The organism is Microbacterium sp. B35-04, assembly GCF_010634885.1.
Taxonomy (GTDB): Bacteria; Actinomycetota; Actinomycetes; order Actinomycetales; family Microbacteriaceae; genus Microbacterium.
Genome location: NZ_MWLP01000010.1, coordinates 35,264 through 53,700, shown reverse-complemented (window position 1 = coordinate 53,700; position 18,437 = coordinate 35,264). Strand labels below are relative to the sequence as shown.

At 69.0% G+C, this 18,437-nt stretch carries 25 protein-coding genes; 4 read left to right on the top strand and 21 right to left on the bottom strand.

Going from position 1 to position 18,437, the window contains the following annotated elements; translation table 11 throughout:
* Positions 1–7: 7 nt before the first annotated feature.
* A complete protein-coding gene (locus B1729_RS02975; protein ID WP_163630606.1) occupies positions 8–571 on the top strand; it encodes a cell wall protein in 564 nt (187 codons plus the stop codon).
* Positions 572–627: 56 nt separating this feature from the next.
* Entirely contained in the window at positions 628–1,470 is an 843-nt protein-coding gene (locus tag B1729_RS02970; RefSeq protein ID WP_163630605.1) for a hypothetical protein, read from the top strand.
* A gap of 12 nt (positions 1,471–1,482) precedes the next feature.
* Here the strand turns inward: B1729_RS02970 and B1729_RS02965 are convergent, their stop codons facing one another.
* Together B1729_RS02965 and B1729_RS02960 are read right to left on the bottom strand one after the other, a co-directional pair.
* A complete protein-coding gene (locus B1729_RS02965; protein WP_163630604.1) occupies positions 1,483–3,291 on the bottom strand; it encodes a DUF4012 domain-containing protein in 1,809 nt (602 codons plus the stop codon).
* Positions 3,292–3,424: 133 nt separating this feature from the next.
* Positions 3,425–4,144: an endonuclease/exonuclease/phosphatase family protein gene (locus B1729_RS02960; RefSeq protein ID WP_163630603.1), complete on the bottom strand. Its 720-nt coding sequence runs from the start codon at positions 4,142–4,144 to the stop codon at positions 3,425–3,427.
* A gap of 149 nt (positions 4,145–4,293) precedes the next feature.
* Between B1729_RS02960 and B1729_RS02955 the strand changes: the two genes are divergently transcribed.
* Complete coding sequence (locus B1729_RS02955; protein WP_163630602.1) at positions 4,294–4,740, top strand: hypothetical protein; 447 nt, start codon at positions 4,294–4,296, stop codon at positions 4,738–4,740.
* Between the two features lie 19 nt (positions 4,741–4,759).
* Here the strand turns inward: B1729_RS02955 and truA are convergent, their stop codons facing one another.
* Positions 4,760–5,620 carry a tRNA pseudouridine(38-40) synthase TruA gene (gene truA / locus B1729_RS02950; RefSeq protein ID WP_163630601.1) on the bottom strand — a complete coding sequence of 287 codons (861 nt, stop codon included), beginning with the start codon at positions 5,618–5,620 and terminating at the stop codon, positions 4,760–4,762.
* A 97-nt stretch (positions 5,621–5,717) separates the two neighbouring features.
* Between truA and B1729_RS02945 the strand changes: the two genes are divergently transcribed.
* Entirely contained in the window at positions 5,718–7,649 is a 1,932-nt protein-coding gene (locus B1729_RS02945) for an acyltransferase family protein (RefSeq protein ID WP_163630600.1), read from the top strand.
* A 63-nt stretch (positions 7,650–7,712) separates the two neighbouring features.
* Here B1729_RS02945 and rplQ read toward each other — a convergent pair whose 3' ends face one another.
* The 18 genes from rplQ to rplX all read right to left on the bottom strand — a co-directional run bounded on the left by rplQ (position 7,713) and on the right by rplX (position 18,434).
* Positions 7,713–8,252 carry a 50S ribosomal protein L17 gene (gene rplQ, locus B1729_RS02940; RefSeq protein WP_163618873.1) on the bottom strand — a complete coding sequence of 180 codons (540 nt, stop codon included), beginning with the start codon at positions 8,250–8,252 and terminating at the stop codon, positions 7,713–7,715.
* A gap of 39 nt (positions 8,253–8,291) precedes the next feature.
* Positions 8,292–9,281: a DNA-directed RNA polymerase subunit alpha gene (locus B1729_RS02935; RefSeq protein ID WP_163618871.1), complete on the bottom strand. Its 990-nt coding sequence runs from the start codon at positions 9,279–9,281 to the stop codon at positions 8,292–8,294.
* Positions 9,282–9,438: 157 nt separating this feature from the next.
* Positions 9,439–9,837, bottom strand: coding sequence for a 30S ribosomal protein S11 (gene rpsK, locus B1729_RS02930; RefSeq protein ID WP_018171470.1), 399 nt, complete (start codon positions 9,835–9,837; stop codon positions 9,439–9,441).
* A gap of 32 nt (positions 9,838–9,869) precedes the next feature.
* Complete coding sequence (gene rpsM / locus B1729_RS02925) at positions 9,870–10,244, bottom strand: 30S ribosomal protein S13 (protein WP_163618869.1); 375 nt, start codon at positions 10,242–10,244, stop codon at positions 9,870–9,872.
* A 146-nt stretch (positions 10,245–10,390) separates the two neighbouring features.
* A complete protein-coding gene (gene rpmJ, locus B1729_RS02920) occupies positions 10,391–10,507 on the bottom strand; it encodes a 50S ribosomal protein L36 (protein WP_005050492.1) in 117 nt (38 codons plus the stop codon).
* A gap of 91 nt (positions 10,508–10,598) precedes the next feature.
* Positions 10,599–10,820 carry a translation initiation factor IF-1 gene (gene infA, locus B1729_RS02915; protein WP_017201569.1) on the bottom strand — a complete coding sequence of 74 codons (222 nt, stop codon included), beginning with the start codon at positions 10,818–10,820 and terminating at the stop codon, positions 10,599–10,601.
* A 167-nt stretch (positions 10,821–10,987) separates the two neighbouring features.
* A complete protein-coding gene (locus B1729_RS02910; protein ID WP_163618867.1) occupies positions 10,988–11,686 on the bottom strand; it encodes a thioredoxin domain-containing protein in 699 nt (232 codons plus the stop codon).
* A gap of 10 nt (positions 11,687–11,696) precedes the next feature.
* Positions 11,697–12,554, bottom strand: a complete 858-nt coding sequence (map, locus tag B1729_RS02905) for a type I methionyl aminopeptidase (protein ID WP_163618865.1) — start codon at positions 12,552–12,554, stop codon at positions 11,697–11,699.
* A gap of 4 nt (positions 12,555–12,558) precedes the next feature.
* The gene (locus B1729_RS02900) at positions 12,559–13,152 is read right to left on the bottom strand and encodes an adenylate kinase (RefSeq protein ID WP_163630599.1); all 594 of its coding nucleotides are present in this window, start codon (positions 13,150–13,152) and stop codon (positions 12,559–12,561) included.
* A complete protein-coding gene (gene secY / locus B1729_RS02895; protein ID WP_163618862.1) occupies positions 13,149–14,471 on the bottom strand; it encodes a preprotein translocase subunit SecY in 1,323 nt (440 codons plus the stop codon). The genes B1729_RS02900 and secY overlap by 4 nt, the downstream gene beginning before the upstream one ends.
* A gap of 99 nt (positions 14,472–14,570) precedes the next feature.
* On the bottom strand, positions 14,571–15,176 hold the full coding sequence (gene rplO / locus B1729_RS02890) for a 50S ribosomal protein L15 (protein ID WP_163618861.1): 606 nt from the start codon (positions 15,174–15,176) through the stop codon (positions 14,571–14,573).
* Positions 15,176–15,361, bottom strand: coding sequence for a 50S ribosomal protein L30 (gene rpmD / locus B1729_RS02885; protein WP_018171461.1), 186 nt, complete (start codon positions 15,359–15,361; stop codon positions 15,176–15,178). Before rpmD ends, rplO begins: the two co-directional genes overlap by 1 nt.
* Positions 15,361–16,050, bottom strand: coding sequence for a 30S ribosomal protein S5 (gene rpsE / locus B1729_RS02880; protein WP_141892567.1), 690 nt, complete (start codon positions 16,048–16,050; stop codon positions 15,361–15,363). The genes rpmD and rpsE overlap by 1 nt, the downstream gene beginning before the upstream one ends.
* The gene (gene rplR, locus B1729_RS02875; RefSeq protein ID WP_163618859.1) at positions 16,047–16,406 is read right to left on the bottom strand and encodes a 50S ribosomal protein L18; all 360 of its coding nucleotides are present in this window, start codon (positions 16,404–16,406) and stop codon (positions 16,047–16,049) included. The genes rpsE and rplR overlap by 4 nt, the downstream gene beginning before the upstream one ends.
* Before the next feature lie 2 nt (positions 16,407–16,408).
* Positions 16,409–16,945, bottom strand: a complete 537-nt coding sequence (gene rplF / locus B1729_RS02870) for a 50S ribosomal protein L6 (protein ID WP_163618858.1) — start codon at positions 16,943–16,945, stop codon at positions 16,409–16,411.
* Between the two features lie 6 nt (positions 16,946–16,951).
* Positions 16,952–17,350 (bottom strand): 30S ribosomal protein S8, encoded by a 399-nt coding sequence (gene rpsH, locus B1729_RS02865; protein ID WP_163618857.1) that lies wholly within the window; start codon positions 17,348–17,350, stop codon positions 16,952–16,954.
* Positions 17,351–17,484: 134 nt separating this feature from the next.
* The gene (gene rplE / locus B1729_RS02860) at positions 17,485–18,075 is read right to left on the bottom strand and encodes a 50S ribosomal protein L5 (protein WP_163618856.1); all 591 of its coding nucleotides are present in this window, start codon (positions 18,073–18,075) and stop codon (positions 17,485–17,487) included.
* Positions 18,075–18,434: a 50S ribosomal protein L24 gene (gene rplX, locus B1729_RS02855; protein ID WP_163618855.1), complete on the bottom strand. Its 360-nt coding sequence runs from the start codon at positions 18,432–18,434 to the stop codon at positions 18,075–18,077. Before rplX ends, rplE begins: the two co-directional genes overlap by 1 nt.
* Positions 18,435–18,437: the final 3 nt, after the last annotated feature.

Here is an 18,437-nt window from a genome sequence, read left to right as displayed (position 1 = left end):
GCTCTGGATGCCTGAAACCGCCTCGTCGTCCCCCTTCCTCCCCCGAGCCGCGCTCGCCGCGACGCTCGCGCTGGCGGCGATCGTGGCGACGCCGGCCGCGGCCGGCGCGTCGACGATCTATCCCCCGTCCGGCTCGTGCACCGCCTCGCCGACGACGACGCAGGCCGGCGGCACCATCGCCTTCGCCTGCGAGGCCGAGACCTTCTCGCCCGACGAGAGCCTGACCATCACCGTGACGGGTGAGAACGGCGCCGACGCGAGCATCGGCATGGTGCGCTTCGCGATCACGACGGCGAGCGGCACAGCCACGTCGGCAGCCGACGGCTCGCTCACGGCGATCGACATCACGCTCCCCTCGAACGCCACCGGCACCTACAACATCGCCGCCGTCTCGTCGACCTCTGCCGGCGGAACCGCCGCGGTCACGATCACGGGCGCCGACGGACTGCCCGCCACCGGCCTCGACCAGGCATCGACGATCGGCCTGTGGATCGGCGGGGGCGCACTGCTCCTCGCCGGCGCAGCACTCGCGATCGTGGCGACGGTGCGTCGCCGGCGCGACCTCCGCTGACTCCATCGGACGCGTCCCGCGACGACCGTCGGGCACCTCCCGCTAGGGTGATCGGCATGTCGATCGCCGCCGTCTCGACCTCGCTCGAGCGCACCTACCGGTATCTGCGGATCGGCATCGCCGGCACCGTCGTCGCGATCTTCGTCGCGATCGCGCAGGCGGCGACCACCTACGGCTGGCTCACGTCGGTGAGCGACTACTTCTACACGCCCGCCCGCGACGTGTTCGTCGGGGCGCTGATCGCGGTGTCCCTCGCGCTCTTCGCGCTGTCGGGTCGCGGCGCCGAGCGTGCGCTCCTCGATGCCGCCGCGCTGTTCGCACCCCTCATCGCCCTCGTGCCGACGACGCTGTCACCGGATGCCGTGCCCGGCGTCGTCGTCGACTGCACAGGGCGCTGCTTCCCCCCGCAGTACGAAGTGGATGCCGCGAACGGCGTCTCCGTGTACCTCGTGCTCGGCGCGCTCGTGCTCCTCGTCGCCCTCGTGCTCGCTGCGCTCGGTCAGGTCTCGCTCGCCGCCGTGTGGCCGTCGCTGCTGGTCGCCGTGGTCGTGCTCGCCGTCACCGCACTCACCTGGGCGTTCGCACGCGACGCGTTCCTGCAGCAGGCGCACTTCGTCGCGACGACCGCCTTCTTCGCACTGTTCGCGGCGGTCGCGGTGCGCAACGCCTTCCCCCGCCGGGGTCCGCAGCCGACGCCGGGGTTCCGCGTGCTCTACACGGTCATCGCCGTGGGACTCGTGCTCACCCTGATCGCGTACGTCATCCTGCTGCCCGACGCCGACGGCTCCGGCATCCCGATCGTGCTCATCGTCGAAGCCGCCGCGCTCATACTGTTCTTCGCGTTCTGGGTGGTGCAGGGCATCGAGAAGTGGTCCGACCCGGATCCGACGCTCCTCTGACGGGTCCGGCCGTCACCGTGCAGCCGGGAAGAGCGCCACGCAGCTCGGGTCGATGGTGACGGTGGTCGCGGTCGCCGTGGGGGTGTGACGCAGTCGCAGCGGAGCGAGGTCGCCGGGCGGCAATGCGACCGTGAACGCGGTGGTCACGGTCTCTCCCTTGGCGACGAACACCGTCTTGCTGAGTGCGGTGTTGCCCTTCTCGACGCCGCTGCGTTCCCACCGCGGGACGTCTCCCACCGCCGGGACGGTGTGCGTGATCTGAGCGCCGGGAGGCGCGAAGAACAGCACGTCGAGCATCATCGTGGTACTCGGCAGGCCGAATCGCCAGTTGCGGAGCCCGAGCGTGTAAGGGCTTCGGATGTCGTCGCCGATGCCGTTCGCCAGCGTCATCGTGGTCGTGATCGTCCGCGCCGCGGCGTCGCACGTCGCGATGATCGACGTCGTCAAGTGGTACTCGAGCTTGCCGACGGAGGAGTCATTCAGGTAGATCCCCACCTGCGTCCGCGTCGTGGTGTCGCCGGCCAACGCGCCGTCCACCCCGAGCTCGACGGCGAGCGCCTGCGCGGCCTGGTCGACGAACGCGAGGTTGACGCGCTGCTCTGCCGCAGCCTTCTTCAGCGCATCGAGCATCTGCAGCGGGTCCCAGGCCGAGGTCGTGAGGTGCGCGAACACCTGCTTCGCGGCATCCGCGAAGAACCGGTCGGAATCGCGGCCCTCGGGATAGCGCTCGTACGCGTCACGGAGCAGCACCGAGACGGCGTTGTCCGCGGTGAGCTGTTCCCCCGTACCGAGCGTCACGGGTCCGGCGACGGCGAGCATGTGCGAGAGCACGACGGGGTCGATCGAGACGACACCGTCGAACGTCGCGCCGGTGGTGTGGGTCCACAGGGCCTGGAAGAGCTGGGCCGTCGTCGGGAAGTCGGGGGTGAAGGTGTAATCCTGCGAGTGCTGCGCGAACGTGGGCAGATACAGCCCGGTGGTCTCGGCGGGCAGCGCCACGTACACATCGTCCTGCGTTCCGGCGTCGTAGAACGTCTGCGAACTCGCCTGATCCACGTACCCGAGCTTGCCGTCCGTGAGGGTCACGATCATGCTCGCCGCCGGGTTCCCACCCGTGGCACGGATCTCGGCGTTGTTCTGGAAGATCAGGAGGTAGGTCTTGATTCCGCCAGACCCTGCCATGTCGAGAAGTGTCGGCAGGTACTTCTCGGCTACTCCGAGTGCCGGCGTCGCGAGGTCGATGAAGGTGAGGATGTCGGAGATCGACGCGCTCACCTCGGGAAGGAGCGTCGCCGTGTCGATCGGCGCGACGATCGACTGCGCGTCGGCGAAGGCTGCGGCGATCTCGGGGATCGAGCTCTGCACCTGGCGGAACGGCTCGAGGTCGATCCCGCCGCCGTCGAGCGTGAGGTCGTCGAAGTCGGTGACCGAGAGGAACTGCAGTCCCGGCGTCAGGGCGCGCTCGACGAGGACGTCGACCGCATGCGTCACACGCCGCACCGCATCGACGTTCTGCCCGATGAACGGCACGCGAGAGGCGAGGTCCCACAACGGGCCATCCACGGTCCGGACGGCGAGCGTCACGTCCGCCTGGATCGCGTCCGTCGCCGCGAGAAGCTGCGCCTCGTCGGCCGTCTCCAGGCTGCCGCGGAGTTCCGCGATCCCGGATGCCGCCCGCCCGACCGCGGCGCGGGCCCGCTGCGCTTCGGACCAGAACTGCATCGTGAGCGCGCCGGCGACCACGGCGACCGCGAGCAGTACGGCGAGGACACCGACCAGGATCCAGGGCCAAACGCGCCGCCGGCGCGTCGGAACCGGCATTGCCCCGGCATCGTAAGCAACCCCAGTTCGCGCACCCTCGGATACGGTGCGCGTGACGGTCCCCCTCGTCACGCTCCCATCGTACGCGCGGCGCGTCAGGAAACCAGGGGGCGCCTGAAACGCCGGGGTGGGGTCAGGCGACGCCGGTCTCGGCCTCCGCGACCTCGACGACCCGGCGGACGCCGGCAGCGGGGTGAGCCGTCACGAGGATGGGCAGGTGGTCGCTGAGCCCCTGGGGCAGCGTCCGCACGCGGTCGATCTCGAACCCGACCGACGTCGCGAAGTCGTAGTGCCCGCGGAAGAAGCGGTAGCGCGTGTACGTGCGCGAATCGCTGAGGTTCAGCTCGTACCCCTGCTCGCGCACGTGCTGGCCGAGCCGCTCCTTGAACACCGGGTAGTTGTAGTCGCCGACCATGAGCGCCGGCAGCCCTTCGCCGAGCTGCTGCAGCTCGCCCAGCGCCGTGCGGATCTGGTGGCGCCGCAGAGAATTCAGCGCGGTGAGCGGGGCGGCATGGAACGACGCCACGATGATGTCGATGTTCTCGTCGATGTCGTGGAGCCGGACGCCCAGCATCCGTTCCTCCGCCGGCTTCAGCACCCTGTCGTGGAGCGACTTCTTGAGGGCGATAGCCCGCACATCGACGGCGCGGTAGGTGTTCTCGCGGTAGTAGACGGCGAGCCCCAGCCGGTTGCGCTGCGTGGACTCCGCCAGCCTCAGCCCAGAGATCTCGTCCGGGAGGTCGCTGGTATCCGCCTCCTGCAGACACAGCGCATCAGCACCGTGGCGCTCTACCAGGTGGGCCAGTTCGCCGGCCGCCCGGTGCTTGCGCAGGTTGTAAGAGATGACCTTCATGTCGAGGCAAGCCTATGCCGAATGACGTTGCCGACGGGTGGCCTTGCGGCATCCACAACGGGACCTTAGAGGGACCACCGACCTCCGATGTACGAAAACGCGGGCGGGCGCCTCTGGAGTGGTGTCTGCCGAGAACCCAGGAGGACCCCATGGCCGCAGCATCCACTCCCGCCGTACGAGCCGAGCTCGTCGGCGCCCTCGACGCCAGCCGCGCCGCCCGCGAAGCCGCGGAGCGCGAGCTGCGCCGCAGCATCGCCGTCCGCTACCGCGTCGGCGAGATCCTGGAACGCACCGCTGGGCGGCGCGGGCTGGACGAGGCCGAGCGGGTGCGGCTGCGTGACGAGTACGCCGCCGCCGACCGCGTGGTGGCCGAGCGTCGCGCCGCCGTCGACAAGGCGCGCGAGTTCGAACGCGCCGCCATCGTCGTGGCCGAGGCGTTCGAGACCGAGGCGGCGTCGGCGAGCCCGCTGGCTGCCGCGCTGCTCGAACTCGTCGGCTCGCGTGCGGGAGCCACCCGCGGTCGCGCGCCGGTCGCGGCTGCGCGGCGGGCCGCGCCGGCGGCGCGTCTGCGCAGCACGCGTCCTCGCACGGCCTGACGCCCGTTCTCGACGGCGATCACTCGCGGTCGCGGCGTGCCCGTGTCTGCTCCGCGCGCTGCGCCAGCAGGTCGTCGGCCGGGTAGCCGACCTCGGTCAGCGTGAGCCCGCGCGCCGCGAGCACCTTCACCTCGGGCACGCGCTCCTGCTCGTCGCGGATGCCCACGACGTCGTCGACAGCGAGGCGCCCATCGCCGACGGCCACACACGCTCCGACGAGCGCGCGCACCATGCTGTGGCAGAACGCGTCCGCCTTGACGTTCGCGACCAGCACGCCGGCGTCGTCGCGGTGCCAGTCGAACTCCAGAAGCGTGCGGATCGTCGTCGCCTCGTCGCGCGGCTTGCAGTAGGCGGCGAAATCGTGCAGCCCGATGAGGGCGCCGGCTGCGGCATCCATCGCCTCCACATCGAGGGATGAGCGCACCGAGGTGGTGCGATGGCGCTCGAGCGGGTCGTAGCCGGTGACCGCGTCGCCGACGCGGTACTCGTAGCGGCGCCACACCGCGGAGAACCGGGCGTCGAAGCCTGCGGGGGCGACCCGCGAGGCGCGCACCGCCACATCGGAGTAGGCGCCCGCCACGCCCGTCATACGTGCGGCGAGCGCACCGGCGCGGTCGTCGAGCGTCGGTGTTCCGTTTCCCGGGCGCGCGTGCCGCGCGAGGAGGCGCTGCACCTGTGCGTCGTCGAGATCCACGTGGGCGACTTGGCCGGCGGCGTGAACGCCGGCGTCGGTGCGACCGGCGACCACCAGCCGCGGGTCACCGCCCAGCACGCGCGCGAGCGAGGACTCGAGGGTCTCCTGCACGGTGCGCAGGCCCGGCTGGCGCGCCCACCCGCGAAAATGCGTGCCGTCATAGGCGATGTCGAGACGGATGCGCACCCTCCCACCCTATTCGGGCGACCACTGGCCGTCGTGATGTCGGCCCGGCACTGCCACGTAGACTTGCCGTTTCCCCCTCCTTCGTTCGCGAGAACTCATGACGTCCACTGCGCCTTTCAAGAGCCCGCTCTTGGCCCGCTTCGCCGGGCTCGACGGCATGCGCGCGATCGCGGTGGTGCTCGTGGTCGTCTACCACCTGTTCCCGCCGGCGATGCTGCCGGGCGGCTTCGTGGGCGTGGACGTGTTCTTCGTGATCAGCGGGTTCCTGATCACGAGCCTGCTGCTGCGCGAGCACACCGCCACCGGTCGTATCGCGCTCGGCCGGTTCTGGCAGCGCCGCGCGCGACGGCTTCTGCCCGCGCTCGCAGTCGTCGTGGCGGTCTGCTCGGCGGTGGCGTGGGTCGTCGGCGGCGACGTGCTCGTCGACCTCGACGCGCAGGTACTCGCGGCGGCGACGTTCAGCTACAACTGGGTCTCGATCGCGGGCGGCGGCGGCTACTTCGCCGCTGCGACGCCCGAGCTCTTCCGCAACTTCTGGTCGCTCGCCGTCGAGGAGCAGTTCTACCTGCTGTGGCCGGTCGTCTTTCCGCTGTTCCTGCTGCTGCCGCGCACGTGGGCGCGGATCGCCGCGGCTTTCGCTCTCGCCGCCGCTTCGGCGGTCGGCATGGGCGTCATCGTCGGGAGCGGCGGCGACCTCACCCGCGCCTACTTCGGCACCGACACACACGCGTTCGGGCTGCTGATCGGCGTCGGGCTGGCGTTCCTGCTCGCGCCGCTGTTCACCGAGGCACGGCCGCGCTGGGTGCACTCCCCCACCGCGCGTCGCCTTGCCGAAGCGGCCGGCATCGCCGCGCTCGCGGGGCTCGTCGCCGTGACAGCGCTGCCGCTCGGCGGCTCGGTGGCCGCCTTCCCCGGCGCCCTCCTCACCGCGAGCCTGCTGAGCGCCGTCGCGATCGTCGCGGGCGTCTGGCCCGGCTCACGGTTCGGGCGGGCGATCGACGTCCGACCCCTGCGCTGGATCGGCGTCCGCTCCTACGGCATCTACCTCTGGCACTGGCCGCTGCTCGTGCTCGCGGTGGCCGCCTTCACACCGGGCGCGACCGTCGCGACCGCACCGGTGTGGATCGGCATGGGCGTGCTCGCGGCGACGGCCGCGGCATCCGCTCTCTCGTTCCGCTTCGTCGAGACCCCGGTGCGGCGCCTCGGCCTGCGCGCATCGGCACGCGCGCTCGTGGCGCGGCTGCACGGGGGTCCTCGCGCCCGGCTGCGCACGCTCGGTGTCGCCCTCGCCGGGGCACTCGTGCTCGCCGGCACCGGCGCGGCGCTCGCAGCCGCACCCGAGGAATCGAGCGCCGAAGCGGCCGTCGCGGCAGGCCGCGCGGCGCTCGAAGAGGCACGACGCAACGCTCCCCCTGCGCCGGTGTCACCCGACGCCGGCCCCGAGCACGAAGTCGCGGATGCGGCGACCGGCGTCACGGGCGACCGGATCAGCGCCGTGGGCGACTCCGTGATGCTCGCGTCCGCCGGCGGCCTCCTCGAAGAGCTGCCCGGCATCGAGGTGGACGCGGCGGTGTCTCGGTCGATGTGGGCTGGGCCCGGCATCGTGGACGACCTCGCCGCCACAGGACGGCTGCGCCCCTACGTCGTGGTGGCGCTCGGCACGAACGGCGCCATCGACCGCGACTCGCTCGAGCGCATCGCCGCCACGGTGGGCCCGAAGCGCGGGCTGGTGCTCGTCAACGCGTATGCGCCACGCGATTGGATCCCCGGCGTCAACGCCGACCTCGCCGCCTTCGCCGAGCACCGCACCAACGTCGCCGTCGCCGACTGGTCGGGCGCGATCGCCGCGCACACCGATCTGCTGGCCGGCGACCAGATCCACCCCGGCTCGGCCGGCGGCCGCATCTTCGCCGACACCGTCGCGGCCGCCGTCGACACGCTCGCCCACAAGCGCCGCACCGCCGCCGAGCTCTTCGTGCAGTTGCAGCAGGTGCAGCTGAAGCAGGTGCAGCTCGGCGCGGACCGCTGAGTCGATGCAGAGAGACCCGCCACCCTCACGGGTGGCGGGTCTCTCGGTGCAAGCGGGTCCGGATTACGCGGACTTCTCCTCGACGGCGTCCTCGGCAGCAGCCTCGGCGGCGGCGCCCTCCTCCGGCGACTCGGCGCCGGCCTCGGCGGCCTCGTCGGCGGCGGGAGCCTCCTCAGCAGCGGGGGTCTCCTCGGCCGGAGCAGCCTTGGCGGCAGCGGCCTTCTTCGCCGACGGCTTCTTCGTCACGGGCTCGAGAACGAGCTCGATGACGGCCATGGGGGCGTTGTCGCCCTTGCGGTTGCCGACCTTCGTGATGCGGGTGTAGCCGCCCTCACGGTCCGCCACCAGCGGGGCGATCTCGGTGAAGAGCTCGTGGACGACCGACTTGTCGCCGATGACCGACAGCACGCGACGACGCGCGTGCAGGTCGCCGCGCTTCGCGAACGTGATGAGGCGCTCGGCGAGCGGACGCAGGCGCTTGGCCTTGGTCTCGGTCGTCTTGATCGACTTGTGGGTGAACAGCGCAGCGGCCAGGTTCGCAAGCAGCAGACGCTCGTGGGCGGGGCCGCCTCCGAGGCGGGGACCCTTGGTGGGCTTGGGCATTCTTTGTTACTCCAGGATCAGATTCGGGGGGACCGGGACTCAGACGGTCTCGTCGTCGTAGCCGCCGTAGAAGTGCGCGCCGTCGAACCCGGGAACCGAGTCCTTCAGCGACAGGCCGAGTGAGACGAGCTTGTCGCGCACCTCGTCGACCGACTTCTGCCCGAAGTTGCGGATGTTCATGAGCTGCGTCTCCGAGAGGGCGACGAGCTCCGACACGGTGTTGATGCCCTCGCGCTTGAGGCAGTTGTACGAACGCACCGACAGGTCGAGGTCCTCGATCGGCATCGACAGCTCGTTCGACAGGACGGTCTCGACCGGCGCCGGGCCGATCTCGATGCCCTCGGCCTCGACGTTGAGCTCGCGGGCCAGGCCGAAGAGCTCCGTCAGGGTGCGGCCGGCCGAAGCGACGGCGTCGCGCGGGGCGATCGACGACTTCGACTCGACGTCCAGCACGAGCTTGTCGAAGTCGGTGCGCTCACCGGCACGCGTCGCGTCGACGCGGTACGAGACCTTGAGCACCGGCGAGTAGATCGAGTCGATCGGGATCTGACCGGCCTCGGCGTACTCGTTGCGGTTCTGCGTCGCCGAGACGTAGCCGCGGCCACGCTCGATCGTGAGCTCGAGCTCGAACTTGGCGGTGTCGTTCAGCGTCGCGATGACGAGCTCGGGGTTGTGCACCTCGACACCGGCCGGCGCGGAGATGTCGGCGGCGGTGACCTCACCGGCGCCGGTCTTGCGCAGGTACGCGGTGATGGGCTCGTCGCGCTCGCTGGAGACGACCAGCTGCTTGATGTTGAGGATGATCTCGGTGACATCCTCCTTCACACCCGGGATGGTGCTGAACTCGTGGAGGACGCCGTCGATGCGGATCGACGTCACTGCGGCACCGGGGATGGACGACAGGAGGCTGCGACGCAGCGCGTTGCCGATCGTGTAACCGAAGCCGGGCTCCAGCGGCTCGATGACGAAACGGCTGCGGAACTCCCCGATCTTCTCCTCGGTCAGAGTGGGACGCTGTGCGATGAGCACTATGTGTTCCTTTCGATCACGTGCCCGCTATATGACACGTGCGGTGGGTGAGGTGTTGAGTTTTGATCAGGATGCCTCGGGCAGAGGCATCCGAAACGAACGGTGGCCCGTCGACAGGCTCAGGGACCGGTCCCTGAGCCTGTCGAAGGGCGAAGCGTCAGACGCGGCGGCGCTTCGGCGGGCGGCAGCCGTTGTGCGCCTGCGGCGTCACGTCCTGGATCGAGCCGACCTCGAGGCCGGCGGCCGTCAGCGAGCGGATCGCGGTCTCGCGACCCGAGCCCGGGCCCTTCACGAAGACGTCGACCTTCTTGACGCCGTGCTCCTGCGCCTGGCGGGCAGCGGACTCCGCGGCCATGCCGGCGGCGTACGGCGTCGACTTGCGCGAGCCCTTGAAGCCCACGCCACCCGACGACGCCCAGCTGATGACGGCGCCCGACGGGTCGGTGATCGAGACGATCGTGTTGTTGAACGTCGACTTGATGTGGGCCTGGCCCAACGCGATGTTCTTCTTCTCCTTGCGGCGCGGCTTGCGCGCGGCGGACTTGGCCTGTGCCATGTGCGTTCTCTCCTAAACCCTGGGGCCGCGCCTTAGCGCGCCTTCTTCTTGCCGGCGACGGTGCGCTTCGGGCCCTTGCGGGTACGGGCGTTCGTCTTCGTGCGCTGACCGCGCACCGGGAGGCCGCGGCGGTGGCGGATACCCTCGTAGGAACCGATCTCGACCTTGCGGCGGATGTCGGCGGCGACCTCGCGGCGAAGATCGCCCTCGACCTTGTAGTTGCCTTCGATGTGGTCGCGGAGTGCGATGAGCTGGTCGTCGCTGAGGTCCTTGACGCGGATGTTCTCGTCGATCTCCGTTGCTGCGAGGATCTCGTTCGAGCGGGTACGGCCCACGCCGTAGATGTACGTGAGGGCGATCACCACGCGCTTGTCGCGCGGAATGTCAACGCCGGCAAGACGTGCCATGCGGTTTCTCCTATGGAGTGAGTGGAGGTGTGGAGCAGGATCGGTGCCCGGGCCTCCGCCCGAGGTGTCCCCTCCGAAGAGGTTCTGACCCTGCCTGTGATGTGTTCAGTTGTGCGGTTCGAGGCTGCGCGGGGCGCAGCCCCCGATCAGCCCTGGCGCTGCTTGTGACGCGGGTTCGACTTGCAGATGACCATGACGCGACCGTGGCGACGGATGACCTTGCAGTGGTCGCAGATGGGCTTGACGGAGGGATTGACCTTCATGTTCTTTCCTGTTTCGCTGTCTTCGCCGGGCAGGCTTCTCGGCTCGGTTGCTGAGCCTGTCGAAGCACTGGGGCGTTACTTCTCGACCGGTCTAGCGGTAGCGGTAGACGATGCGCCCGCGGGTGAGGTCGTAGGGCGAGAGCTCCACGACGACACGGTCCTCGGGGATGATGCGGATGTAGTTCTGCCGCATCTTGCCGGAGATCGTCGCGAGGACCTTGTGTCCGTTGCTCAGCTCAACGCGGAACATCGCGTTGGGCAGCGCCTCGGAGATCACGCCCTCGATTTCGATGACACCGTCTTTCTTCGCCATACGCTCGCTAACAGTTCTGCAGACCGGTCGGTCTGCGGTGGATGGGATTCGGTGCTACGACACGCCAATGAAGGCGCAACGCACCAAAGATCAAGCATACGTGATAGTGGATGCCTCGGCAAATCACCGGCGGATGCCGCCGGCCGCGGCATCCGTCGTCCGCAGGCTTACTCGAAGAGCGTCGCGAGCTCGCCCGCCGGGGGCAGCGTCGAGTTCGCGATGACCTGGCCGTTGACGGCGACGGTCGGCGTGCCGATCCCCTGCGATCCGGGCTGGATCGGCGTCTGCTCGGTCATCTCGGTCACGAAGCCGGCGTAGGTGCCGTCGTTGACGCACGAGTCGATGCCCGTCACGCCGACGCCCGACGCGATGTCGAGGATCTCGCGGTTCGTGAGACCCGAGGAGCCTTCCGCGGGCTGGTTCTCGAACATCGCCTGCAGGAACGGCAGCGACGCGTCGGGGTCCGCGTCCGCGACGCAGTAGGCGGCATTCGCCGCACGCGTGGAAAACTGCGTTCCGTTCGACTGATCGTCGAGGATCGAGATCGGGTGGATGCCGAGGGTGATGTCCCCGGCGTCGACCATGCCCTCGATCTCGGCGCCGTACACCTGCTCGAACTGGTTGCAGACGGGGCACATGAAGTCGATGTAGGTGTCGAGCCGGTCCTCGCCGTCGCCGACGAGGATGGCGCCGGTCTCGCTGTCGATGCCCGCTGACGACGGCGGGTTCACCTCGGTGGGCAGCGGCTTGGGCGTCGCCGCGTTGTTAAGCGTCACCACCAGGACGACGACGAGCACGAGGGCGACCGCGACGCCAGCCGTCACCCAGATCGCGAACCAGTTGGTCTTGCGTGCGGTCTGTGCCATGTCGGGCCTCCTAGGCGATCTCGCGCGGGGTCACGCCGAAGGGCGCCAGGCCCGCGGCACCGCCGTCGGGTGCCGTGAGCACCCAGATTCCGTCTTCGTGCACGGCCACGCTGTGCTCCCAGTGGGAGCCCGCGGTGCCGTCGAGCGTCGAGACCGTCCAGCCGTCGTCCTCGACGAACGTGGCCTGGTCGCCGATGACGACCATCGGCTCGATCGCGAGCACGAGGCCCGGGCGCACCTCCGGCCCCGGATCCGGGACGCGGTAGTTGAAGACCGAGGGCGACTCGTGCATCTTGCGGCCGATGCCGTGGCCCACGTACTCGCGCAGGATGCCGTAGGTGCCGGCAGTGCCATTCACAGAACGCGGGGAGTGGGCTTCGATGTACTCTTGCACGGCCGTGCCCACCTCGCCGATGCGCTTCGCCGACGCCAGGGCGGCGATGCCGGCCCAGAGCGACCCCTCGGTCACATCCGAGAGCCGCTGACGCTCGGCCACGATCTCGGGCCGGGTGTCATCGGGCAGCACGAAGGTGAACGCCGAGTCGCCGTTCCAGCCCTTGTACTCGGCACCCGCGTCGATCGACAGGATGTCTCCGGCCTCGAGCACGCGATCGCCGGGGATGCCGTGCACGACCTCTTCGTTGACCGAGGCGCAGATGGTGTGGCGGTACCCGCGCACCATCTGGAAGTTCGACTTCGCGCCGCGAGCGGTGATGAGAGCGGATGCCGCGGCATCCAGCTCCGCCGTCGTCACGCCCGGAGCGATCAGGCTCCGTGCGGCGTCGAGCGCCGCGGCCGTGATGAGCCCGGGCTCGACCATCGCCCGCAGCTGGGCGGGTGACTTGTAGATCGAACGGCGCAATGACACGGGATCAGGCGGCGGCGGCGCGGTCGAGACCGCGTGCCTCGAGCGCCGCGATGATGCGAGCGGTGATCTCGTCGAGCGAGCCCACGCCGTCGATGCGGTCGACGATGCCCCGGGTGCGGTACACCTCGAGGATCGGCGCCGTCTCGCGCTCGTAGATCGCGAGGCGATTGGCGATGACCTCTTCGGTGTCGTCGCTGCGCCCCTGCTCGGCGGCCCGCAGCGAGATGCGGGCGATGCTCTCGTCACGGGGCACGACGAGCTCGATGATCGCGTCCAGCTGCTCATCGCGTCCCTCGAGGAACTCGTCGAGGTGCATGACCTGGGCGACGTTGCGCGGGTAGCCGTCGAGGAGGAAGCCCTCTGCGGCATCCTGCTGCGACAGGCGATCGCGCACGACCGCGCTCGTGAGCTCGTCGGACACGAGGTCGCCGGCTTCGATGATGGCCTTGACCTGCTGGCCGAGGTCGGTGCCCGCCGCGACAGCGCCGCGGAAGACATCGCCCGTCGAGACGGCGGGGACGCCGAACGTTTCCGCGATGCGGACGCCCTGCGTGCCCTTGCCCGAGCCCTGCGGTCCGACGATGAGAAGACGGGTCATCGGAGAAGCCCTTCGTAGTGACGCTGCTGGAGCTGTGCGTCGATCTGCTTCACCGTCTCGAGGCCGACGCCGACGATGATGAGGATCGAGGCGCCGCCGAACGGGAAGTTCTGGTTCGCGCCGACCGTGGCGAGGGCGATCAGCGGCAGCAGTGCGATCAGACCCAGGTAGATCGAGCCCGGGAGCGTGATGCGCGTGAGCACGTAGTCGAGGTACTCGGCCGTCGGGCGACCCGCACGGATGCCGGGGATGAAGCCGCCGTACTTCTTCATGTTGTCGGCGACCTCGACCGGGTTGAACGTGATCGCGACGTAGAAGTACGTGAAGCCGACGATGAGCAGGAAGTACAGCGCCATGTACAGCGGGTGATCGCCGCGCACCAGGTACAGCTGGATCCACGCCACCCAGGCGGGGACCTCTTCACCGGCCTGCGGCTGGTTGAACTGTGCGATGAGCGCCGGGATGTACAGCAGCGACGACGCGAAGATGACGGGCACGACGCCGGCCATGTTCACCTTGATCGGGATGTACGTGTTGGTGCCGCCGTAGGTGCGGCGACCCACCATGCGCTTGGCGTACTGCACCGGGATGCGGCGCTGCGACTGCTCGACGTAGACCACCAGCGCGACGACGACGATGCCGACGGCCAGCACGAGCAGGAAGACCTCGAAGCCCTTGGACTGCGCGATCGCCCACATCGAGGCGGGGAAGGCGGCGGCGATCGAGGTGAAGATCAGGAGCGACATGCCGTTGCCGATGCCGCGCTCGGTGACGAGCTCGGCGAACCACATGATGAGGCCGGTGCCGGCGGTCATCGTGATGATCATCAGGAGCTGCGCCCACCACACGTCGTTGGTGAGGAGCTGCTCGCATTCGGGAACACCGGTGGTCCCGAAGAGCTGGCCGCTGCGGGCCACGGTGACGAGGGTGGTCGACTGCAGCAGCGCCAGCGCGATCGTGAGGTAGCGCGTGTACTGCGTCAGGCGGGCCTGGCCCGACTGGCCCTCTTTGTAGAGGGTCTCGAAGTGCGGGATGACCACGCGCAGCAGCTGCACGATGATCGTCGCCGTGATGTACGGCATGACGCCCAGCGCGAAGATCGACAGCTGCAGCAGTGCGCCACCCGAGAACAGGTTGACCAGCGACAGCAGTCCCTCGGTGCCCTCAGACGCCCGCAGACACGTCTGCACGTTCGGGAAGTCGACGAACGGCGCCGGGATGTGCGCACCGAAACGGTACAGGGCGATGATCGCCAGGGTGAATGCGATCTTCCGACGCAGGTCGGGTGTGCGGAAGATCCGCGCGATGGCGCTGAACAAGAGGATTCCTCCAGAGGGGGGCGTCGGCACGCAGACGTGCCGACGTCCAGGGTAACCCAGTGGGGGCCGGAGCAAGCTCCGACCCCCACTGTGCGCGTATTACTTGACGGTTCCGCCCGCGGCGACGATCTTCTGCTCGGCAGAACCCGAGACCTTGTCGACCGACACGGTGAGCTTCACCGAGATGTCGCCGGTGCCGAGCACCTTGACCTTCTCGTTCTTGCGCACTGCACCCTTGGCGACCAGGTCGCCGACGGTGACGTCGCCACCGGCCGGGTACAGCTCCGCGAGCTTGTCCAGGTTCACGACCTGGTACTCGACGCGGAACGGGTTCTTGAAACCGCGCAGCTTCGGGGTGCGCATGTGCAGCGGCATCTGGCCACCCTCGAAGCCCACCTTGACCTGGTAGCGGGCCTTCTGGCCCTTGGTGCCACGGCCGGCGGTCTTGCCCTTCGAGCCCTCACCACGACCCACGCGGGTCTTCGGGGTGTTGGATCCGGGGACCGGACGCAGGTGGTGCACCTTCAGCACGCCCGGGCGCGCAGCCGGGACGTCCTTCTTGGGCGCAGCCTTCTTGGGGGCGGCAGCCTTCTTCGCCGGCGCCTTGTCGGCGGCGGCCTTGGGGGCAGCAGCCTTCTTGGCCGGAGCCTTCTTGGGCGCCTTCTCAGCCTCGACGGCTTCGTTCTTCTGGGCCTTCTCAGCCATCAATCGATCTCCTCAACCTTTACGAGGTGAGCGACGGTCCGGACGTAGCCGCGCGTCTGCGCGTCGTCGGGACGGACGACCGAGTCGCCGATCCGCTTCAGACCGAGCGAACGCAGCGTGTCGCGCTGGTTCTGCTTCTCGCTCACCTTGGACTTGACCTGCGTGACCTTCAGACGCGCAGCCATCAGACACCTGCCTTCGCAGCGGCCGCGGCCTCAGCCTCGGCACGGACGAGACGGGCGGGGGCGACCTGGTCGAAGTCGAGACCGCGACGCGCGGCGACCGCACGGGGCTCCTCGAGCTGCTTCAGGGCCTCCACCGTCGCGTGGACGATGTTGATCGTGTTCGACGAGCCGAGCGACTTCGACAGCACGTCGTGGATGCCGGCGCACTCGAGCACGGCACGCACCGGACCACCGGCGATGACACCGGTACCGGCAGCGGCGGGGCGCAGCAGCACCACACCGGCAGCGGCCTCACCCTGCACGGGGTGCGGGATGGTCGAGCCGACGCGCGGCACGCGGAAGAAGTTGCGCTTGGCCTCTTCGACACCCTTCGAGATCGCCAGCGGCACCTCGCGGGCCTTGCCGTAGCCGACGCCGACCACACCGTTGCCGTCGCCGACGACGACGAGCGCGGTGAAGCTGAAGCGACGACCGCCCTTGACGACCTTCGACACGCGGTTGATGGTGACGACGCGCTCGAGGAACTGGCTCTCGTTGCGGTCGCGACCGCCACGGTCACCACGGGTCTGGTTGCGCTCGCGACCGCCGCGGCGCGGCTCGCGCTCGCGCTCGGCGGGCGCGGTGGCGGCCTCGGCCGGAGCCTCGGCAGCTGCCTGCTCGGTCACGATGTTCTCCTTGTTGTCACTCACAGGTTCAGACCTCCCTCGCGGGCGCCGTCGGCGATCGCCGCGACACGGCCCGCGTAGCGGTTGCCGCCACGGTCGAACACGACGTCCGAGACACCGGCGGCCTTGGCGCGCTCCGCGAGGAGCTCGCCGACCTTGCGCGCCTTGGCCGTCTTGTCACCGTCGAACGTGCGCAGATCGGTCTCGAGGGTCGAGGCCGAGGCCACGGTGTGGCCCTTGCTGTCGTCGACGACCTGCACGAAGACGTGGCGGGCCGAACGGGTGACGACGAGGCGCGGACGCAGCTCGGTGCCGACGACCTTCTTGCGCAGGCGGGCATGACGACGCGAACGCGCCTGAGTCTTTGTCTTGACAGCCATGGTTACTTACCACTCTTTCCGGCCTTGCGACGAACGACCTCGCCGGCGTACCGCACACCCTTGCCCTTGTACGGCTCGGGCTTGCGGATCTTGCGGATGTTCGCGGCGGCCTCGCCGACGGCCTGCTTGTCGATGCCGCTGACCGTGAGCTTGTTGTTGCCCTCGACGGTCAGGGTGATACCAGCGGGCGGCTCGATGAGGACGGGGTGCGAGAAGCCGAGAGCGAACTCGACCGCCGTGCCCTTCTGCGCGACGCGGTAACCCGTGCCGACGACCTCGAGGCCCTTGGTGTAGCCCTGGGTGACACCGATGATGTTGTTGTTGATGAGCGTGCGGGTCAGGCCGTGGAGCGACCGCGAGGAGCGCTCGTCGTCGGGACGGGTCACGATGACCTGGCCCTCTTCGACCTTGACTTCGATGGGACGGGCCACGGTGAGCGCGAGCTCGCCCTTGGGGCCCTTGACGGCGACATCCTGGCCCTCGACCGAAATGGTCACGCCGGAGGGGATGTCGATCGGAAGACGACCGATTCGCGACATGTCAGATCACCACACGTAGGCGAGGACTTCCCCACCCACGCCCTTCTGCTCGGCCTGGCGGTCCGTGAGAAGACCGGAGGAGGTGGACAGGATCGCGACGCCGAGGCCGCCGAGGACGCGCGGGATCTCGGTGGACTTCGCATAGACGCGGAGGCCGGGCTTCGAGACGCGCTTGATGCCGGCGATCGACCGCTCGCGGTTCGGGCCGTACTTGAGCGTCAGCGTGAGGGTCTGGCCGACGCGAGCGTCGCTGATCTCCCACGCGGAGATGTAGCCCTCGCGCTTGAGGATCTCGGCGATGTGCGTCTTGAGCTTGGAATTCGGCAGCGACACCGAGTCGTGGTGCGCCGAGTTCGCGTTGCGCAGACGGGTCAGCATATCTGCGACCGGGTCTGTCATTGTCATTTGTTGATTCCTTTGTTCACGAGGTATCGGCTGCCGTTACACGCCAGACGACCTTCCATGATTGCCGTATTCAGTTATGTGATCGGATGCCGCGACCGCCGCTCGCGCGCCGGCCGCGGCATCCGTTTCAGGAGTTACGCCTGCGCGTCGTCCGACTTGAACGGGAAGCCCAGGTGGCGCAGAAGCGCGCGGCCCTCGGCATCCGTCTTCGCCGTCGTCACGATGGTGATGTCGAAGCCGCGGACGCGGTCGATCTTGTCCTGGTTGATCTCGTGGAACACGGACTGCTCCTGGAGACCGAACGTGTAGTTGCCGTTGCCGTCGAACTGCGCACCCGACAGGCCGCGGAAGTCGCGGATGCGGGGCAGGGCGAGGTTGACGAGACGGTCGATGAACTCCCACGCGCGGTCGCCCCGGAGGGTGACGTGCGCGCCGATGGCCTGACCCTCGCGCAGCTTGAACTGCGCGATGGACTTGCGGGCCTTGGTCACGACCGGCTTCTGGCCGGTGATCTTGGTGAGGTCGTCGACCGCGCCATCGATCACCTTGCTGTCGCGAGCTGCCTCGCCGACACCGGTGTTCACGACGACCTTGACCAGGCCGGGCGTCTGCATGACGTTGGCGTAGCCGAACTCGTCCTGCAGAGCCTTCTTGATCTCGGTGTTGTACTTCTGCTTCAGGCGCGGCTGGATCTTGCCAGCCGGCGCGGCAGTTGCGGTGCTCATCAGAGGTCCTTGCCTGACTTCTTCGCGTAGCGCACGCGGACGGTGCGCTTCACGCCGTCCTTCGTCTGCTCCTCGACCCGGTGGCCGACACGGGTCGGCTTCTTGGTCGAGGGGTCGACGACGGCGACGTTGGAGATGTGGATCGGGGCTTCCATCGTCTCGATGCCGCCCGTCTTGGTGCCGCGCTGCGACTGGCCGACGCGGTTGTGCTTCGTGACGAAGTTCACGCCCTCGACGATGACGCGGTTCTGGTCGGCGAGGACCTCGAGGACCTTGCCCTGCTTGCCGCGGTCGCCGCCGTTTTCCTGCTTCTTGCCGTTGAGGACCTGAACCAGGTCACCCTTCTTGATCTTGGCCATGGG

What these genes read in the sequence shown, in the direction of transcription:
- rpmJ (WP_005050492.1), bottom strand. Translation starts at nt 10,507, where the DNA reads ATGAAGGTCAATCCCTCCGTCAAGCCCATCTGCGACCACTGCAAGGTC.
- B1729_RS02970 (WP_163630605.1), top strand. Translation starts at nt 628, where the DNA reads ATGTCGATCGCCGCCGTCTCGACCTCGCTCGAGCGCACCTACCGGTAT.
- B1729_RS02910 (WP_163618867.1), bottom strand. Translation starts at nt 11,686, where the DNA reads ATGGCACAGACCGCACGCAAGACCAACTGGTTCGCGATCTGGGTGACG.
- rplX (WP_163618855.1), bottom strand. Translation starts at nt 18,434, where the DNA reads ATGGCCAAGATCAAGAAGGGTGACCTGGTTCAGGTCCTCAACGGCAAG.
- B1729_RS02965 (WP_163630604.1), bottom strand. Translation starts at nt 3,291, where the DNA reads ATGCCGGTTCCGACGCGCCGGCGGCGCGTTTGGCCCTGGATCCTGGTC.
- rpsK (WP_018171470.1), bottom strand. Translation starts at nt 9,837, where the DNA reads ATGGCACAGGCCAAGTCCGCCGCGCGCAAGCCGCGCCGCAAGGAGAAG.
- B1729_RS02945 (WP_163630600.1), top strand. Translation starts at nt 5,718, where the DNA reads ATGACGTCCACTGCGCCTTTCAAGAGCCCGCTCTTGGCCCGCTTCGCC.
- B1729_RS02900 (WP_163630599.1), bottom strand. Translation starts at nt 13,152, where the DNA reads ATGACCCGTCTTCTCATCGTCGGACCGCAGGGCTCGGGCAAGGGCACG.
- rplO (WP_163618861.1), bottom strand. Translation starts at nt 15,176, where the DNA reads ATGGCTGAGAAGGCCCAGAAGAACGAAGCCGTCGAGGCTGAGAAGGCG.
- rplE (WP_163618856.1), bottom strand. Translation starts at nt 18,075, where the DNA reads ATGAGCACCGCAACTGCCGCGCCGGCTGGCAAGATCCAGCCGCGCCTG.
- B1729_RS02960 (WP_163630603.1), bottom strand. Translation starts at nt 4,144, where the DNA reads ATGAAGGTCATCTCTTACAACCTGCGCAAGCACCGGGCGGCCGGCGAA.
- rpsH (WP_163618857.1), bottom strand. Translation starts at nt 17,350, where the DNA reads ATGACAATGACAGACCCGGTCGCAGATATGCTGACCCGTCTGCGCAAC.
- rpmD (WP_018171461.1), bottom strand. Translation starts at nt 15,361, where the DNA reads ATGGCTGCGCGTCTGAAGGTCACGCAGGTCAAGTCCAAGGTGAGCGAG.
- infA (WP_017201569.1), bottom strand. Translation starts at nt 10,820, where the DNA reads ATGGCGAAGAAAGACGGTGTCATCGAAATCGAGGGCGTGATCTCCGAG.
- rplQ (WP_163618873.1), bottom strand. Translation starts at nt 8,252, where the DNA reads ATGCCCAAGCCCACCAAGGGTCCCCGCCTCGGAGGCGGCCCCGCCCAC.
- B1729_RS02955 (WP_163630602.1), top strand. Translation starts at nt 4,294, where the DNA reads ATGGCCGCAGCATCCACTCCCGCCGTACGAGCCGAGCTCGTCGGCGCC.
- B1729_RS02975 (WP_163630606.1), top strand. Translation starts at nt 8, where the DNA reads ATGCCTGAAACCGCCTCGTCGTCCCCCTTCCTCCCCCGAGCCGCGCTC.
- rplF (WP_163618858.1), bottom strand. Translation starts at nt 16,945, where the DNA reads ATGTCGCGAATCGGTCGTCTTCCGATCGACATCCCCTCCGGCGTGACC.
- rplR (WP_163618859.1), bottom strand. Translation starts at nt 16,406, where the DNA reads ATGGCTGTCAAGACAAAGACTCAGGCGCGTTCGCGTCGTCATGCCCGC.
- rpsM (WP_163618869.1), bottom strand. Translation starts at nt 10,244, where the DNA reads ATGGCACGTCTTGCCGGCGTTGACATTCCGCGCGACAAGCGCGTGGTG.